Genomic DNA, 17,103 nt, shown 5'->3' on the forward strand with positions numbered 1-17,103 from the left:
ATAAAATAAACTCAAGAGTTTTTTATGGAGAACGGATGGAGGAAACCGGATGATTTATTTAGATTATGCAGCCACAACGCCTATTTGTGAGGAGGCTCTTAACGTATATCAAAAGCTCAGTATAGATATATACGGAAATGCCAGCAGCCTGCATGATGCGGGCGGAAAAGCAAAGCATATACTAGAGTACTGCCGTGGAGAAATCGCCGACATGATAGGCGGAAAAGCAAACGGCATTTATTTTACAAGCGGCGGCACTGAATCCAATTTACTGGCTATTCAATCGTTGCTAAACGGCCTGCCGAAAACAAAAAGACATTTCATAACAACAGCTATGGAGCATCAATCCATTCATAACTGTGCTGCTTATCTGGAACTGCAAGGATTTGATGTCACCATCATTCAACCGAATGAATACGGGCTTATTACCGAGGAAATATTAGCAGCTCATATCCGTCCGGAGACAGGCTTGATATCTATTCAGCATGCCAATTCTGAAACCGGGATCATTCAGCCCATTCAACGTCTGTCTTCATACCTGCATAACAGGGATATTCTTCTTCATTGCGACGCTGTTCAAACGTTTGGGAAAATTCCTATCAATACAGAAGATTTGGGAGTAGATGCACTCTCAATATCGAGCCATAAAATCCATGGACCTAAAGGAGTGGGCGCGGTCTATATCCGGCCGGATGTCCCTTGGAAACCCGTTTACCCTCACACCGCTCACGAACAAGGATTCAGAGCCGGCACTGTGAATGTCCCCGGGATCGGCGCCTTCACCGCCGCTGCAGAGCTGATCATGAGCGAGATGGATCAACAGATATCCCGCAATAAGACATTAAGAGCACACTTATTAGACCAAATCGGTATTCGGTCTCTCCCTGTAACTCTTGCGGCAGATACCTCACAAACAGAATGTCTTCCGCATATTGTCGGGTGTTTTTTTCACTCATTTGAAGGACAATATGTTATGTTAGAATGTAATCGGAATAATATTTGCATTTCAACGGGCAGCGCATGTTCTGCCGGTTATCACGGTCCGTCTGCAACGATGAAAGCATTAAGAAAAACAGAGCAAGAAGCCCTGCAATTTATCCGTATCTCTTTTGGAAGGCATACAACAGCTGAACAGCTGGATAAGTTATTACATACGTTTACAGCACTTTGGGAACAAAAGAAAGGAGAATTCGATATTGACCGAAGAATTAAAGCTTTTGGGCGCCAACAGGCGTGACCAGCTTCTTCTGTGGCTGAAGGAATCAACATCACCGCTGACAGGAGGAGAACTCGCAAAAAAAGCGAACGTTTCAAGACAGGTTATTGTACAGGACATATCGCTCTTGAAAGCGAAAAATGAACCGATTATCGCCACAAGCCAGGGATATGTATACATGGATGCAGCCGCTCAGCAGCACCAGCAGGCAGAAAGAATTATAGCTTGTCTGCACGGACCGGAGCGTACAGAAGAGGAACTGCAGCTCATCGTGGATGAAGGTGTTACAGTAAAAGACGTAAAAATCGAGCATCCCGTCTACGGAGATTTAACTGCAGCGATTCAAGTAGGCACCCGGAAGGAAGTGAGCCATTTCATTCAAAGGATCACTTCTACGAATGCCGCTTATTTATCACAGCTGACGGACGGCGTGCACCTTCACACACTTACAGCACCCGATGACCACCGGATCGACCAAGCCTGCCAAGCACTCGAGGAAGCCGGTATTTTAATTAAAGACTAAAAAAAGCCCTTTGATGGGCTTTTTTTATAATTGATAAGACTGATATGCACCAAGAAGCTTCACTTTGCAGCCAAGTGCTTCGAGCTCCTGCATGGCACCTGGAATCAATACCTCATCAAACGCTTTTTCAATATCAATAATAAAGAAATAATGGCCCAATCCAGTTTTAGTCGGACGGGACTCTATTTTTGACAAGTTTAAGTTTCTCCAAGAAAAAGCAGACAGCACTCTGTGCAGCGCCCCGGATTGATCATCCTGCGGAAGCATGACCATCAGGGTCGTTTTGGACCTTGAGCTCAATTTTGAATTCACTTCAAATGATATGTTTTCATCAGGAGACAGAATAACAAATCTCGTATGATTGTCTCTATAATCCTGTATATCTCGTTTGACGATTTTTAATTCGTATGTAGAAGCTGCCATGTCATTGGCAATGACCCCGATATTCAGCTCGGGATGTTCACTGACAAACTTTGCGGCCGCCCCGGTTGAATTGGCATATTCATAGGGAACGTTAGGAAAATGACGATGGAGAAATTTATGGCATTGCGCAATCGCATGTGAGTGCGAGTAAATTTTGTCAAGTTCTTTCCATGCATTCTCTCTGGATGGATGGACGAGCAAATGCTGATGAATCGGCAATGTCATTTCACCCACGATTGGTAAGGGCTGTTCATGTATTAAATAGTCTATCGTTAAATTCACTGATCCTTCTAACGCATTCTCTAAAGGAACAAAAGCGAAATCAACTTCGCCTGCAACTGCCGCATCTATACACTCCGGTATGGTGCGGTAAGCAACATGCTCGGCGCCGTTTTGAAAACAAGAACTGACTGCTAGGTGTGTGAATGTAGCTGCTGGACCTAAATAACCGACTTTCATGACGATATTCTCTCCCTTATGCACCTGAACCTAATATTTCAACCTTTTCCACAAAATCAAACTTCCTGAGCTTATTCATTAACGTATGAATGTCCTCTTCCATTGCAGACGTACTGATAGACAGTGTGACATTGGCTCTGCCTTGAAGCGGAATTGTCTGGTGAATGGAAAGAACGTTGCTTCCAGAATCAGCTACCGCCTGCAGGAGCTGAGATAACGCACCTGACCTATCCTCCAAATGAAAGAAAAGTGTGATAATTTGTTCTTTAACCATAGTGTAGAACGGAAACACAGCATCTCTGTATTTATAAAACGCACTTCTGCTTAAATCCACCTTTTGAACGGCATCTGCCACTGAATCTGCTTTTTTGCGATCAAGCAGCTTTTTGACTTCCAATGTTTTTCTCATCGCATCGGGCAATACATCTTCACGGACAAGGTAAAATGTCTCCTCTTTCATTTGCATCCCCCCTTTAAAATAGAGAGCCTGTCATCCAGGCTCTCCTCAGCCATCATTAATCAATAAATTCAAATTCGAATTCAAGGAGCCTGATAATATCTCCATCCTTGGCTCCGCGTTCTCTGAGTGCTTCATCAACACCCATACCGCGCAGCTGTCTTGCAAACCGTTTAACTGATTCATCACGTGAGAAATCAGTCATCTTGAATAACCGCTCAAGACTGTCTCCTGAAAGCACAAATACACCGTCAGGTTCGCGTGTAATGTTAAATGGCACTTCTTCATTTTCGATCGTGTACATGACACGGTTTTGTGTAAGCTCTTCTTCTTCATACAGCGGGAATTCCGGCGTATTCTCCAGTTGATTTGCAACTTCAAACAGAAGCTCACGAAGACCTTCTCTTGTCACCGCACTGATCGGGAATACTGGATAATCATCTGTCAGCTTTTCTTTAAAGGCTTCCAGATTTTCCGCGGCCTGCGGCATGTCCATTTTATTTGCAACAATAATTTGAGGACGCTCAGTGAGACGCAGGTTGTACTCGCTCAGCTCCTGGTTAATCGTCACATAATCTTCATACGGATCGCGGCCTTCTAAGCCGGACATGTCAATAACGTGAACAATAACACGCGTCCGCTCAATATGGCGCAAAAACTGGTGGCCAAGTCCGACGCCTTGGTGTGCGCCTTCAATCAGCCCCGGTAAATCGGCCATAACAAAGCTGCGTCCGTCATCCGTTTCAACCATGCCGAGATTCGGGACAAGCGTTGTAAAGTGATAATCCGCAATTTTCGGTTTTGCAGATGAGACAACAGACAGCAAAGTAGATTTTCCCACACTCGGGAACCCGACAAGTCCGACATCCGCAAGCACCTTTAATTCAAGAACAATGTAGCGTTCTTTTCCCGGCTCGCCGTTTTCTGAAAGCTGAGGCGCAGGATTAGCCGGTGTAGCAAAACGGCTATTCCCTCTTCCCCCTCTTCCGCCTCTTGCAATGACAGCCTGCTGTCCGTGCTCTGTTAAATCAGCGATGACCTGCTTTGTATCATCGTCTGTCACAACGGTGCCTGGCGGAACTTTAATAATCATATCATCTGCATTTCGCCCGTGCTGGTTTTTGGACATCCCATGCTCGCCGCGAATCGCTTTAAAGTGTTTTTTGTATCTAAAATCCATCAGGGTGCGGAGACCTTCATCCACCTCAAATACGACGTCTCCTCCCTTTCCTCCGTCACCGCCGGCAGGGCCGCCTTTCGGCACATATTTTTCACGGCGAAACGCAACCATCCCGTTGCCTCCGTCGCCGCCTTTTACATATACTTTGACCTGATCTACAAACATAATGTCCTCCGTTCTAAACCGTTAAAAACTCCGCTAGTCCAACCCTATTTCAATCAGACATTCGTGGCTTGTGATCTCAAAACGCATGATATCCACATCCTCGTATCCATTCTGCCGAATATCATCAAAAGCAGAAGGATCGGCAAAGGCGCCGTGAAAATCAAGGTACAGAATCAGCTGTCTGTCAGGATGATCTGTTTGAAGCGAAACCGTTAAATGATTTTCACTCTCTCTGCTGACTGCTTGATCAAACAGATGAAACAGCTTTCTCATCAGTTTTGCCAGCTTTTGATCATAAGCCGACAAATCCTTAATTTCTCCAAGAACTTCATATTCAAGCGTCATATAATGGGTTTTCCAATTAAATGTAAGAAAATCAAACGCCAAATGCGGTGTTTTTAGGTTTGAGAGCTTTGATTCGTGCTTCGCGTCTATAACCATTTCTTCAATCATTTCAAAGACGCGGTCATACTTCTGCAAGCTTAAGTTTCCTTTAATCAGCTGCAGCTTATTCATCCAATCATGCCGGGAATGGCCCAGCAGATGAACCAGTTCGTTTGTTAATGCCGTGTCGCTTATATTTTCTTCTTGATTTTTTGAAACATCCTTCATTTTCGCACTCCCAATCATTTAATTTCTTATTTAGGAGTCTGTATAAGTGTGTATTATGAATTATAACAGAGAAGGCTTTGTTAGAAAAACAATTGTTTTTCCCAGAAATATCATGTTCCTTTTTTCTGGCATGGTTGATTTGCAGCCAGGCAGAACATTTTATGTATTACTGCTTGGGGAACATATCCAGTGGGTTTGAGATGTTTATTCTCATTCTTGGCGGGGTCTGCTCGCACATACTCTGTCTGCATTTCATTCTAGGTGTTTACTCCGCATATTGCAAAAAAAACTCCAGTCATCATCGACCGGAGTTTTTTGAATCATTATTGAGCTACAGGATATACGCTCACTTTTTTGCGGTCACGGCCGAAACGTTCGAATTTAACAGTTCCGTCGATTTTCGCAAATAGAGTGTCATCTCCGCCGCGGCCCACGTTTTCACCTGGGTAAATTTTTGTTCCGCGTTGACGGTAAAGGATAGAACCGCCTGTTACGAATTGACCGTCAGCACGTTTAGCACCTAAACGTTTAGCCTCAGAGTCACGTCCGTTCTTTGTAGAACCTACTCCTTTTTTAGAAGCGAAAAACTGAAGATCTAATCTAAGCATGTAGCTCACCTCCTATATTATGTTTGTGGTCACACGCAAGTTATCTTTGTAATCCCGTTCGATTGTCTCCAGCGAAACAATCATGCCTTCAATCAGCAGCTGAGCTTTTCGTCGCGCATCGGGATCAAGAGATTCAGGGAATTCAAAGTAAAAATAGCCCCCATCCTCTCCTATATCAAGAAGCGGCTCGAAGCCCGCAAGCACAATAACCGCGTTTACGGCTCCAAACACAACCGCTGTCACTCCAGCACAAACAAGATCTTGTCCATGTTCAGCAAAATTCGCATGGCCCGTCATTTCAAAAGACAATATGCCTTTATCCTGAGACCTTCTGATTGTTGCCTGAATCATGCTTACGCGTTGATTTTTTCGATCGTCACTTTAGTGTAAGGCTGACGATGACCTTGTTTTTTATGAACGTTTTTCTTTGCTTTGTATCTGAAAACAGTGATTTTTTTCGCGCGGCCTTGTTTTTCAACTTTAGCCGTTACTGTTGCGCCTTCAACTGTAGGGTTGCCGACTTTCACATTGTCTCCGCCAACAAACAAAACGTCTTCAAAAGTAACTGTTTCTCCTGCTTCAGCAGCAAGTTTTTCGATGTAAACAGTTTGGCCTTCTTCAACTTTGATTTGTTTACCGCCTGTTTTAATGATTGCGTACATTCTCTGCACCTCCTATTAGACTAAGACTCGCCAGACACCAGGGGGCTGTAAAAGCTCTTAACACCTGTACTGAGCGGTTGTAGCAATGGTGCTACATCCATAACATTAAAAAATATACCAAAATACAAGACGTTTGTCAATCGATTTTAGTAAGGCAGCAGCAGTTCCTCCATCGAGGAATTCGTCCGCTTATCGGCAAAGTAAGCGTGCAGTACTTCATTCTCGTCAAGCTGGCTGAGCTTCTGGCCTGATTTCTCTATAATAATTGGATGTTTGCAGCCGCGCTTGAACTCGGCCATCACATGATAGACTTTGTCCTCTGCGTTCACTGTCAGCGGGAGCAGTTTTTCAAGCTCACGGTTTTTCCCGTAATACCTTTCGAGGAGAAATCTCACATGGATGTAGTGCCTTTGCCTGTATTCCTCAAATAACGAAACAGCCAGAAAGACAAACAAAACCCATGCGCTGATTTGCAGAGGAATCACAAATAACACCCAGCACCCGAGCAGCAGGCAGCAGCAGAGCGACGTTTTTAAATTGAGGCGGTGAGCCCTTTGAAAAGGCAGCTGCTTAGAAAACAGCAAAAACAACAGTTTTCCGCCATCAAGCGGCCAAATTGGCAGCAGGTTCACAAATAAAATAGAAAGATTATAAAAGGTGAAGAGTTCAAAGGTATGCTGATGAATCACTGAAAAATCCGTCAGCATCCAGGCAGCGAACTGAAGCCAGATGTGCTGAAGAGGGCCGGCAATAATGACCGCAAACTCTTCTTTTAGCGGCCGATTCCCGTGCTCTTCCACTTCAACCGTTCCGCCAAACGGCAGCAAAAAAACACGCTTGATTCTCCAAGAAAAAAACACAGCCAGAGCAGCATGCCCCAGCTCATGGATCAGTACAATCAGGAGCAGACAAAATAATGCTTTCATATGGCCTGTGAGCAGTCCCAGCGCCGCGATAATCCAAAGAAAAGGATGCACATGAATCTTCAAAATAAGGTCGAGCCATTTATTCAAATGTAATCACCTGAATCGGATCAATAAATTTATCGCCGTCTTTCATGGCAAAATAATAGACCCCTTTATTATGATCATCAAGTTTAATCGAACCGATCTTTTTTCCTTTATCTACAAAATCATATAGAGCAACATCCACATCTTTAAGCTCGCCATAAATACTATAGGTATTATCGGCATGCTGCACCTTAACTGTCAGTCCCGTCTGGCTGTCTTTGCTGACCTCAACCACATAGCCTTCCTTTATGCTGTCAATTGTATCGCTGCTTGTTTCGACTTTAATCCCTTCCCCGTTGTCCTGAAAATCCTGCTGCACTTTCCCGGATGCAGGCGCGACCAGGTCTTGGCCCACTTCAACCTGCTGTTCCTTATTTTTATGTTCAGGAGCCAGAAAAGCAAGCGGATTGCCAAATTTCGTTTCAAACCAATGGCTTGCTGAGGCAAATTGAAATTCAGTTTCGAAGGTTTTGGCAACGGCGGGTTTCATCTGGCCGACAGGCCCAATGTTTGTTTTATAGGCTATGGCCGAAACGAGAACAAGGCAGGCTGACAGCAGACATTTCAGGATAATAGAATCTGTTTTCACCAATGGGTGTTTTCCATTAAATGTTGACATGCTATCTTCATAGACCGGAAGAGCCCCATGCTTTTCCTGATCCGTGACCATTACCCAAGACGGGGGTTTCTGCTTTTCAGAAACGGTCTGAGTAGAGAAACGTTTTGAGCCGGAAAGCTGTTTTCTTCTTTTCTCTAATCGTTTTCTGATTTCATCTGCTCTGTGACTCATTGCCATCATCCTTTGCATTCGTTGGGTTTGTACATCATATGTCTTGTCCATGGCAAATATTCGTTTAAATCAAGCGCAAAGCAGACAAAAACAAAAAAACTGACACAGCATTTGCTATGTCAGATTCTTCTCTTTGATTCTATCATCTTAAGATCGTACTCCGAAAAATGATTTAATCTTAGCCATCATCCCTTTGTTTTGCTCTTCAAGCACCTGCAAAGGAACTGATTCGCCTAAGATGCGGCGGGCAATATTGCGATAGGCAATGGAAGCGCGGTTTTTCGAGTCCATTGCAATCGGTTCGCCGTGGTTGGAAGCTTTAATGACTTCATCATCATCAGCCACGATTCCGAGCAAATCGATCGACAAATGCTGTACGATTTCGTCGATATCCATCGTGTCACCGTTTTTCATCAGGTGATTTCTGATTCTGTTTACAACGAGCCGCGGCGGTTCAATATTTTCCTCTTGCTCCAGCAGTCCTATAATACGGTCGGCATCACGAACGGCTGAGATTTCAGGTGTTGTGACCACAATCGCTTTATCAGCTCCGGAAACGGCATTTTTGTACCCTTGCTCAATTCCGGCAGGACAGTCTATGATGACATAGTCAAATTCCTGCTTAAGCTCTTGGACCATATCTTTAATTTGTTCAGGAACCACAGCTGTCTTATCGCTCGTTTGAGCGGCGGGCATTAAATAGAGCAGATCATCGAAGCGTTTGTCTTTTACGAGCGCCTGATGCATTTTGCATCTTCCCTCTACTACGTCTACAAGATCGTAAATAATTCTATTTTCAAGACCCATTACAACATCAAGGTTGCGCAGTCCTATATCAGTATCTAATAAGCATACTCGCTTCCCTAAAATGGCTAAGGCGGTACCGAGGTTCGCAGATGTTGTCGTTTTACCTACTCCGCCTTTTCCCGAAGTTATTACGATAGCCTCACCCAATTCACATTCCTCCCTCAAGCCTTGTTAGATCAGGTCTTAAATGAGCCAAATGTTGAAGGCGTTCAATGACCATATTTCCATCTGTATCTAAATAAGCACATTCCATTTCGTTCCCTTTTTGAATGTGGTCTGGGGAGCGATTTAACACATGATTGATTCTTAATTGCGTCGGCAGCATTTCAGAGGCGGCGATGACCGCTTGATTATTTCCGTTATATCCGGCGTGCGCGATCCCTTTCAGTGAACCAAGAACAAAAATGTTCCCCCCGGCTCTGACTGTTCCGCCGGGATTCACGTCACCGATCAGGAGCAAATCGCCGATCACTTCCAGCACTTGGCCTGAACGGACAATCTTTGAAACAGAAATAATTTCAGCTTCCTCTTTCATACGCTGTGCTTCTTTTTTAGAAATGACTTCACTGTCAATAGAATGGACAAATAAATCTTTCTTTGACGCAATCAATTCGGTCAGCTGTTCCTCTTGCTCCTTATATAAAAAGCGATTACCCAGTTTAACATGGACGCTGATTTTCTGGCCTTTTCCATCCGTATATTGTTCAATTGACAGCATATTCTGAAGACCATCGAGAAGCTCATCAAAAGAACACGCATCATCCAGATGCAATGTTAATCCAGTCTTTGTTCCTTTTATTGTTACATATTGCTGCTTTTTGGTCTTCACAATATTCACCTCAACAACATACTCATTTCGTCAAAAAAAGATAAAACCCTTTTTACTCATCTCTCAATTCTTTCTTTAGACTCATAAAAAATAATCGAAATGGCAGAACCAGAATAAGAGCGGCTGCAATATTTAATAAAATTGTCGGTATAAACCGGTCAAGCACAAATCCGTTAAACGTCATGATGTCTTTATGAATCAACGACTGAATGCCGAATACGTAAAATTCGAGCAGGCTGACAGCCAGAATAGCTATCAGTATCACTACAAAAGCGTTGGTATGCAGCACTTTAAACGCTTTTGAAGCCAAATAGCACAACCCGGCAAACCCAAACATATAAACGCCTAATAGACTTGTATAGTTCATGTCATATAGAAAGCCAAAAATAAATCCATAAATCATCGCGTGTTTTTGATTGATGAAAGCGGACATAAATATCAGCACAAGCATCAGAAAACGCGGGGCGAGCACCTGATCATCTGTAACGAACGGAAAATGCACCAGATCTGTAAAAATGCTTTCCGAAGAAAAAACAAGCATCATAACGAAAGGGAGAAGGAAACGTTTCACGATCCTTCCTCCTCTTTATCGACAGTCGGCACATCACGGTTAACAACGATCACATTATTTAAATCGGTAAGGTCAGCCGCAGGTTTTACATAAGCAACTTTCGTTAGTCCATAGGAATCTGACTCGATTTCAGTCACTTCACCGATTGTCAGCCCCTCTGGGAAAACACCGCCCGTGCCCGATGTTTCAATAAGATCACCTTTTTTCACGTCTTGTTTATCTTTGCGCTCAATAATGGTCATCTTAAGGCGTTTTTTCTCTTTGTCATATCCTTCGATCAGGCCGTAGCCTTTGCTGCCTTTTTTTCCGGAAATTTTCGTCGCGACTCTGTTATTGCGGTCAGTATCGCTTAAAAGCTGAACCGTAGACGTAAAATTGTTAAGTCCGGAGCTTTTGATCTTGCCGATTAATGCGCCTTTTTCGTTTGTTACAGCCATATCTTTCGCTACGTTTTGCTGAGACCCTTTATTAATCGTGATCTGCTTCGCCCAATTATCAGGGCTTCTGGCGATGACCGTCGCTAAAATCGGCTTGTAATCTTTAATCGATTTGACATGGCCAAGCTCGTCACGCAAGGATTTGTTTTCCTCTTCCAGCTCTTGAAGTTTGGCTTCATATTGTGTCTGTCCGTCAAGCTTCTCTCTCAGACGCTCGTTTTCTTTGTATGTGTTTTTTAAATCATTAACGTTCTCAAAAATCCCTGCAAAAAATTCGGCAGGTGTATGAAAAATATTTTGAAATACTCCCGTCGTATCGCCGATCACTTTCTCAGGCCAGGTGGTATTACGGCCGCCCTTCAGCGAAAATCCAATCATAGCCACCAATATGATAATACACAGAAGTAATAGCATTAACCGTTTATTCGGCATCGTGTTACACCTCTTCTATTGAACTCCCGATTATCTCGTTTTCCCTTTGAAAAGATGGATGTGCTCCAGTGCTTTCCCTGTTCCGATCGCTACACAATCCAGCGGGTCTTCGGCGATGAGGACCGGCATTTTCGTTTCTTCACTGATGACTTTGTCCAAATTGCGAAGAAGCGCTCCGCCGCCGGTTAACACAATACCTCTGTCCATGATATCTGCTGCAAGCTCAGGCGGTGTTTTTTCAAGCGTGCTCTTGACTGCTTCGACAATTGTAGATACAGTGTCGCGCAGAGCATTAGCAATTTCTTTTCCTGTAATTTCAATTGTTTTCGGCAGACCTGTCAGTAAATCGCGTCCGCGGATTTCCATTTTATCGGATTCTTCAGGAGCTTCTGCGGACCCGATCTCCATTTTAATCGCTTCAGCCGTACGGTCACCGATCATCAGGTTATACGTTTTTCTGATGTAGTTGATAATCGCATCATCCATCTCATCACCTGCTACGCGGATCGATTGAGACGTTACAATGCCTCCTAGGGAAATGATCGCCACTTCCGTCGTACCGCCCCCGATATCGACAACCATGCTTCCAGTCGGTTCCCAAACTGGCAGATTGGCTCCGATTGCAGCGGCAAACGGCTCTTCAATCGGGTACGCGTCACGCGCGCCCGCCTGTCTTGTCGCATCGATAACAGCGCGTTCCTCAACAGCCGTAATGCCTGATGGGACACAAACCATCACATACGGTTTTCTGGCAAACATGCCTTTATTTTTAATGGCCTGATTGATGTAATATTTCATCATCGTAGCTGTTGTTTCATAATCAGCGATAACGCCGTCTTTCATTGGGCGAAGAGCTACCACATTACCCGGTGTCCGTCCGATCATATTTTTCGCATCATTTCCGACAGCAACAATCGACTTCGTATCCGTTTGCAAAGCGACAACTGACGGCTCTCTCACAACAATTCCTTTTCCTTTTACAAAAACAAGCGTATTCGCAGTTCCAAGATCTATACCAAGGTCTCTTGTACCAATTCCAAACATATGTATGTATCTTCCTTTCTTAAAGCAAAAATACCCTAAAGGGAAAAACTCATAAACTCTATTATAGCTTAATTCGGCGAAAAAAAAAGTGTTACAAATATCCTTTTTCCTTTAAACTCACAAATTTTTTGTCCCCGATCACCAAATGGTCAAGCAGCTCAATGCCAATCAGGTTTCCGCATTCAAACAGGCGCCTTGTCACTTCAATATCTTCCCTGCTCGGCGTCGGATCTCCAGAAGGGTGATTATGAACACAGATAAAGGAAGCGGCAGATCGTTTAAAGGCTTCTTTAAACACCTCCCGCGGGTGGACAATAGATGAATTCAGGCTTCCGATAAATATGGTGCGTTTATGGATGACTTGGTTTTTTGTATTTAAGTATAAACAGACAAAATGCTCCTGAGTTAAAAATCGCATATCCTCCATAACAAGATTTGCGCCGTCTTCCGGGGATTGAATGACGAAATGTTCTTCGTTGGCTAATTTATGAATACGGCTTCCAAGCTCAACTGCCGCCAGTATTTGGACCGCTTTTACCATACCGATTCCCGGGATGCTCGACAATTCTTCAACCGATGCTTCTTTCAGCAGCCGCAGTCCGTCAAAAGAGTGCAGAAGCCTGTTTGACAGATCGATCACAGATTCGTATTTCGTGCCGGTCCGCAATAATATAGCCAAAAGTTCATGATTCGCTAAGTTCTCAGCCCCGACTTTCAAGAGCCGTTCTCTAGGCTTTTCTTTCGTTGGGAAATCTCTGAGTTTTAATGGCAGATCGTGTATGATCCAACACTCCTTTTCTTTCCCTTCCCGTTTATAAAACCATCATGCCTTTATATCAAAATGGCGAAGAGCTCTCATCGTTTTTGATATAGGAAGACCCATGACTGAATAATAGTCTCCGTCTATTTTCTTTACAAAAAGCGCGCCTCTTCCTTGGATGCCGTATGCACCTGCTTTATCCATCGGCTCTTTTGTTTTAATATAAGCCCAAATCTCTTCTTCACTGAGTGGCCAAAACACAACTTCTGTCTTATCATAAAAAGTCTCGCTTTGATGTTCAGCTTGTATGCTGACCGCGGTAATCACTGAATGACTACGGCCTGAAAGCCTCCGCAGCATAGAAGCGGCTTCTTCCTGATCCTTCGGTTTGCCGAGGCATTCGCCGTTCAGACACACCATTGTATCAGCGCCGATAACGATTGCATGCGGATGGAGATCAGCCACAGCCCTAGCTTTTTGTTTTGCCAACCATTGGACGTTTTCTTCAGGTGAAAAGTTTCGATTTAATTTTTCCTCTACTTCACTGACAATAATGGAGTAGGGCAGCTGGAGAAGATCGAGGAGTTCTTTCCTGCGCGGAGATTGTGATGCAAGTATTAGCGGCTTTATCATGTTCGTCATCCTTTCAGGGTCTGCTTAAGAAAAAAAGATACTCGTTTATCCTATCAAATCACGAGGCTTGTCACAATTTCAGAAAAATAACTTTTTCATGACAAAATAAAAAAAGCCTGTCACTAAAGGACAAAGGCTCAGGGCACTTTCTCTTATTTAATGACGGCTAACAGCTGCTGCTGAGCCTTCCACCCGGCTTCAGCGCTTGGATCCTCCAATTCCTTTAATGCCTGCAAAATCGCTTTTTTCTCACCTGTTTCTGACGCTTTTGTTTCACCAAGCGACTTTTCTATTTTCTCTACACTCGATTTTGTAATGTCTTTGCCGAGAATCGCCTTTGCTGCGAGCTCCGATGTTTCTTTGAAAGAATCTGTCATATCTGACTCTATTGATAAAGAAAGCTCCTTGCCTCCCCAGGCTTCAAAGTCGCTGTCGATTAAAAGCTGCCCTAATTGCTGGGACACGTTCTTGTCACCCGCTAAGCCTGCAATGACATACGTATACCCGTCGTCCTTTGACAGTGACACGGCGGAATAACCTTTTTCAGTTAATTGTTCTGTTAACGTTTCAGCACCTTTTTCATTTGAAAATTTCCCGGCTTGTACAGCGTATGTTTTATATGTACCTTCAGTTTGTGCCGCCTGTTTTTCTGCGCCTGAGCTTTGCTTATCAGCAGAAGCATCTCCGGCTTTTGCCGTTTGGCTTCCTAGAGAATCCTCTAAAGAGGCCGGTGCTGCCGCTTCTTTATTGCCTGAAATGTTCAACGCGAATAATCCTAATCCGGTGCCAATGACAGCCGCAAAGGCAATCGTCACCGCCACTCTTTTTACCGGCTTGGCCGCTCCCGGCTTCCCTTTTGCATAAAGCTTTGTTTTTTTCTTTTGATAAGGAGGAACGACTTTTGGGTCCTCTTTAAACACCTTGTCCTCTTCAGAATCCCAATTAAATTCTTCTTCATCGAGATGTTCGCGGGATGCTGCGACCTCCTGTTCAGCCTTTCTCTTTTCCTCCCAATTCGAAAATGTCATGCTTTTATCCGTCTCAGTCTCAGGCGTTTCCTGTTCGTAAACCGTCTCTTCTTTTCCATTAATCGTCACCTTGAGGGCTTTTTCTGCGGCTTTACTGTTTTTTTTATTCTTCCTTTTTTTCAATTCCGCTTCCTCCCTTTATTTGCTTGACCGTTCTTGTCGGCTTTTCATGCTACACACTTTAGCATAGGCGAAAAAAAAAAGAACAAGACTTTTGTCGTCTTGTCCAAAAAACGTTCGTCAAATTTTTCAGCAGTCAGCCCAATGCCATTTTGATATAAAAAGAAATAATAGATTCACCGTATAAATAGGCCAAAATGCTCCCTGCCGCAATTGCGGGGGCGAAGGGAATCGGCTGCCTTTTCGCGTGTCTTCCAGTCAGGGCGGCTGCCGCTCCGTATAATGCACCTATCAAAACAGAAAAGAAAAAGGCAGCTGCAAGCATTTTCACACCAAGCACAAAACCGATCACCGTAAATAATTTAATATCACCTCCGCCTATTCCACCACGGGTGATCGCTGCAATTAAGGCTAGTAAAAGAAATCCAGCGGATGCGCCTAACAGGCCGTCATACCAGGAATCAAGCGGAGAAATCAATCTCCCAGCCGCCAACAAGGGAAGAAAGAAAATCAATATTCGATTTGGAATCAGCATAAAATGAAGATCTGTTACTGCAACAATAATAAGAAGAGAAATCAACACGACGGCGGGAAACAGTTCCGGCGACGTGCCAAAGCGTATTTCTGCGGCGGCAAATAAACACGCTGTGACAAGCTCTGCCGCTGGATACATAAAAGAAATCCTATGCCCGCAGCTTTTACATTTACCTTTTTGAAATAGGAATGACAGGATGGGAATTAATTCTGCAGAAGTTAATGTCCGGCGGCAAAACGAGCACGATGAACGGGGCGCAATAATTGATAGATGTAAGGGGATACGGCATCCGACCGTATAGTAAAAGGAACCAAGGATCAGCCCGAAGATAAAAAGAACGGGAAACATAGACAACACACCTTTACTCACTGTAGATTCTGGTATGAATTGTAGCAGAGTGAGTGGCTTGAACTCCAATCGGGAATATTCAATTTCACACATTAAAACCCCGGCAGAATCTTATTTTGGATACTGCCGGGGCTGGGCGCCTCTATTTCAATCTTTTGCGAATGTCAGAAATAAAATAAAGTGATCCGGTAATCAGCACAATTCCATTTGAGCCCTTTTTGCTTTCTATGAATTCGAGCACATCGGCTGGATCTTCACTCCAGCTTTTATTGCTGATTTCACTTGCATCATAGAGATCTTTTGCAAGGGAAGCACGCGGAAAATCAAAAGATGCAAAATGAATCGAGTGTGCTATTGTTTCCAGTCTTTTAATCATGTTTTGATACGGTTTGTCCTTTAACGCGGTAAACACCACATAAATGCGGGAATCAGGGAAACGCTGTTTCATCGTTTCCGCCAGCTTTTCAACGCCTTCTTCGTTATGCGCGCCGTCTAAATATACCGGCGGATGTTCCTGAACAAGCTCTAACCGTCCCGGCCAAGCAGCCTTTACCAGTCCGCTTCTTAGCGCTTCATCACTGATATGAGCAATATTCTCCCTATTGAGCCATTCCGCAGCCAAAATGGACAAAGCCGCATTTTGCCTTTGATGTGTGCCGATCAGAGATGTCCGAATATTTTCATAGCACTTCTCTCCGGTTTTGAATGAAAACTGTTCTCCGGCAGGGAGAGCCTCTTCATTGAAAACAATACATGTATCATGTAAGGATTGGAACGGTGCAGCATGCTGTTCCGCTTCATGACGAATAACCTGTAGGGCTTCCGGCTGGGTAACAGCAGTAACGATTGGAATGCCTTCTTTAATGATTCCGGCCTTTTCCCCTGCAATTTCTTCAATGGTGTTTCCCAAAATGTTCATGTGATCATGTCCGATGCTGGTGATCACAGTTAAAAGCGGTTCAACCACATTGGTAGAGTCGAATCTGCCGCCCAAACCTGTTTCAAAAATAACAAAATCGACCTTATGAAACACTGCAAAATATAAAAATGCACAAGCCGTCATAATTTCAAATTCTGTCGGCTGACCGTATTCTGTATGATCAAGTGCTTCAACGTGCGGTTTCAGCTGATTGACGAGTGCCGTCCATTCCGCGTCTGAGATCGGTGTCCCGTTTACACTGATCCGTTCATTAAACGTTATGATATAAGGTGACGTAAACGTCCCAACCGAATATCCGGCTTCTTGTAGCATAGAACGGATAAAAGCGACTGTTGACCCTTTACCGTTTGTTCCTGCGATGTGGATCGCGCGGATTTTCTTTTCAGGATGCCCTAACCGCGCCATCAGCTGTTCCATTCGGCCGAGTCCGGGCTTGACTCCGAATTTCAGCCGTCCGTGAATCCAGCTGCGCGCTTCTTCATATGCAGTAAACAATGATAATCCCCTCTTTTAT

General features: G+C 44.0%; 21 protein-coding genes, 1 pseudogene and 1 other annotated feature. Of the genes and pseudogenes, 3 read left to right on the forward strand and 19 right to left on the reverse strand.

The genetic code is table 11. The features are described 5' to 3' along the window. Positions 1-49 precede the first annotated feature (49 nt). Positions 50-1,237 carry an IscS subfamily cysteine desulfurase gene (locus G4P54_RS14245; RefSeq protein WP_167873006.1) on the forward strand — a complete coding sequence of 396 codons (1,188 nt, stop codon included), beginning with the start codon at positions 50-52 and terminating at the stop codon, positions 1,235-1,237. Continuing rightward, positions 1,197-1,739, forward strand: a complete 543-nt coding sequence (locus G4P54_RS14250; protein WP_167873007.1) for a transcription repressor NadR — start codon at positions 1,197-1,199, stop codon at positions 1,737-1,739. Before G4P54_RS14245 ends, G4P54_RS14250 begins: the two co-directional genes overlap by 41 nt. Before the next feature lie 24 nt (positions 1,740-1,763). On the opposite strand, the gene pheA is transcribed toward G4P54_RS14250, so the two are convergent. From pheA to spo0B, 4 genes are read right to left on the reverse strand one after another with little or no spacing between them, the layout of a single operon-like run. After that, a complete protein-coding gene (gene pheA, locus G4P54_RS14255; protein ID WP_167873008.1) occupies positions 1,764-2,621 on the reverse strand; it encodes a prephenate dehydratase in 858 nt (285 codons plus the stop codon). A gap of 16 nt (positions 2,622-2,637) precedes the next feature. Further along, positions 2,638-3,081: a transcriptional regulator ThrR gene (thrR, locus tag G4P54_RS14260; RefSeq protein WP_003222630.1), complete on the reverse strand. Its 444-nt coding sequence runs from the start codon at positions 3,079-3,081 to the stop codon at positions 2,638-2,640. A 55-nt stretch (positions 3,082-3,136) separates the two neighbouring features. After that, positions 3,137-4,423: a GTPase ObgE gene (obgE, locus tag G4P54_RS14265; protein WP_167873009.1), complete on the reverse strand. Its 1,287-nt coding sequence runs from the start codon at positions 4,421-4,423 to the stop codon at positions 3,137-3,139. 33 nt (positions 4,424-4,456) lie between these two features. Beyond that, positions 4,457-5,035: a sporulation initiation phosphotransferase Sop0B gene (gene spo0B, locus G4P54_RS14270; protein WP_024714863.1), complete on the reverse strand. Its 579-nt coding sequence runs from the start codon at positions 5,033-5,035 to the stop codon at positions 4,457-4,459. Between the two features lie 77 nt (positions 5,036-5,112). On the opposite strand from spo0B, the pseudogene G4P54_RS14275 reads away from it, so the two are divergent. Next, positions 5,113-5,234: pseudogene (locus tag G4P54_RS14275) on the forward strand (hypothetical protein). A gap of 124 nt (positions 5,235-5,358) precedes the next feature. Here the strand turns inward: G4P54_RS14275 and rpmA are convergent. From rpmA to G4P54_RS14350, 15 genes are all read right to left on the reverse strand, one after another. Then, on the reverse strand, positions 5,359-5,643 hold the full coding sequence (gene rpmA, locus G4P54_RS14280) for a 50S ribosomal protein L27 (RefSeq protein WP_003222623.1): 285 nt from the start codon (positions 5,641-5,643) through the stop codon (positions 5,359-5,361). Positions 5,644-5,655: 12 nt separating this feature from the next. Further along, positions 5,656-5,994, reverse strand: coding sequence for a ribosomal-processing cysteine protease Prp (locus tag G4P54_RS14285; RefSeq protein ID WP_024714862.1), 339 nt, complete (start codon positions 5,992-5,994; stop codon positions 5,656-5,658). A gap of 2 nt (positions 5,995-5,996) precedes the next feature. Continuing rightward, a complete protein-coding gene (gene rplU, locus G4P54_RS14290) occupies positions 5,997-6,305 on the reverse strand; it encodes a 50S ribosomal protein L21 (protein WP_003222620.1) in 309 nt (102 codons plus the stop codon). A 13-nt stretch (positions 6,306-6,318) separates the two neighbouring features. Beyond that, positions 6,319-6,394: a sequence feature (ribosomal protein L21 leader region), on the reverse strand. A gap of 57 nt (positions 6,395-6,451) precedes the next feature. Further along, positions 6,452-7,318: a stage IV sporulation intramembrane metalloprotease SpoIVFB gene (spoIVFB, locus tag G4P54_RS14295; protein WP_167873010.1), complete on the reverse strand. Its 867-nt coding sequence runs from the start codon at positions 7,316-7,318 to the stop codon at positions 6,452-6,454. After that, entirely contained in the window at positions 7,311-8,105 is a 795-nt protein-coding gene (spoIVFA, locus tag G4P54_RS14300) for a stage IV sporulation protein SpoIVFA (RefSeq protein ID WP_024714860.1), read from the reverse strand. The genes spoIVFB and spoIVFA overlap by 8 nt, the downstream gene beginning before the upstream one ends. Positions 8,106-8,252: 147 nt before the next feature. Then, on the reverse strand, positions 8,253-9,059 hold the full coding sequence (gene minD / locus G4P54_RS14305; protein WP_024714859.1) for a septum site-determining protein MinD: 807 nt from the start codon (positions 9,057-9,059) through the stop codon (positions 8,253-8,255). Position 9,060: 1 nt separating this feature from the next. Next, a complete protein-coding gene (minC, locus tag G4P54_RS14310) occupies positions 9,061-9,741 on the reverse strand; it encodes a septum site-determining protein MinC (RefSeq protein WP_167873011.1) in 681 nt (226 codons plus the stop codon). 52 nt (positions 9,742-9,793) lie between these two features. Continuing rightward, a complete protein-coding gene (gene mreD / locus G4P54_RS14315; RefSeq protein ID WP_024714857.1) occupies positions 9,794-10,312 on the reverse strand; it encodes a rod shape-determining protein MreD in 519 nt (172 codons plus the stop codon). Continuing rightward, a complete protein-coding gene (mreC, locus tag G4P54_RS14320) occupies positions 10,309-11,181 on the reverse strand; it encodes a rod shape-determining protein MreC (protein WP_024714856.1) in 873 nt (290 codons plus the stop codon). Before mreC ends, mreD begins: the two co-directional genes overlap by 4 nt. Before the next feature lie 30 nt (positions 11,182-11,211). Further along, a complete protein-coding gene (gene mreB / locus G4P54_RS14325) occupies positions 11,212-12,225 on the reverse strand; it encodes a cell shape-determining protein MreB (protein ID WP_024714855.1) in 1,014 nt (337 codons plus the stop codon). 91 nt (positions 12,226-12,316) lie between these two features. Beyond that, entirely contained in the window at positions 12,317-13,009 is a 693-nt protein-coding gene (gene radC, locus G4P54_RS14330) for a RadC family protein (protein WP_167873886.1), read from the reverse strand. Between the two features lie 39 nt (positions 13,010-13,048). Further along, on the reverse strand, positions 13,049-13,618 hold the full coding sequence (locus G4P54_RS14335; RefSeq protein ID WP_167873012.1) for a Maf family nucleotide pyrophosphatase: 570 nt from the start codon (positions 13,616-13,618) through the stop codon (positions 13,049-13,051). A 152-nt stretch (positions 13,619-13,770) separates the two neighbouring features. Continuing rightward, positions 13,771-14,769 carry an SPOR domain-containing protein gene (locus tag G4P54_RS14340; protein ID WP_167873013.1) on the reverse strand — a complete coding sequence of 333 codons (999 nt, stop codon included), beginning with the start codon at positions 14,767-14,769 and terminating at the stop codon, positions 13,771-13,773. A 133-nt stretch (positions 14,770-14,902) separates the two neighbouring features. Continuing rightward, on the reverse strand, positions 14,903-15,649 hold the full coding sequence (locus G4P54_RS14345) for a prepilin peptidase (protein WP_167873014.1): 747 nt from the start codon (positions 15,647-15,649) through the stop codon (positions 14,903-14,905). A gap of 142 nt (positions 15,650-15,791) precedes the next feature. Continuing rightward, positions 15,792-17,084: a bifunctional folylpolyglutamate synthase/dihydrofolate synthase gene (locus G4P54_RS14350; RefSeq protein WP_167873015.1), complete on the reverse strand. Its 1,293-nt coding sequence runs from the start codon at positions 17,082-17,084 to the stop codon at positions 15,792-15,794. Positions 17,085-17,103 lie beyond the last annotated feature (19 nt).

Source organism: Bacillus tequilensis, assembly GCF_012225885.1.
GTDB classification, from domain to species: Bacteria; Bacillota; Bacilli; order Bacillales; family Bacillaceae; genus Bacillus; species Bacillus tequilensis.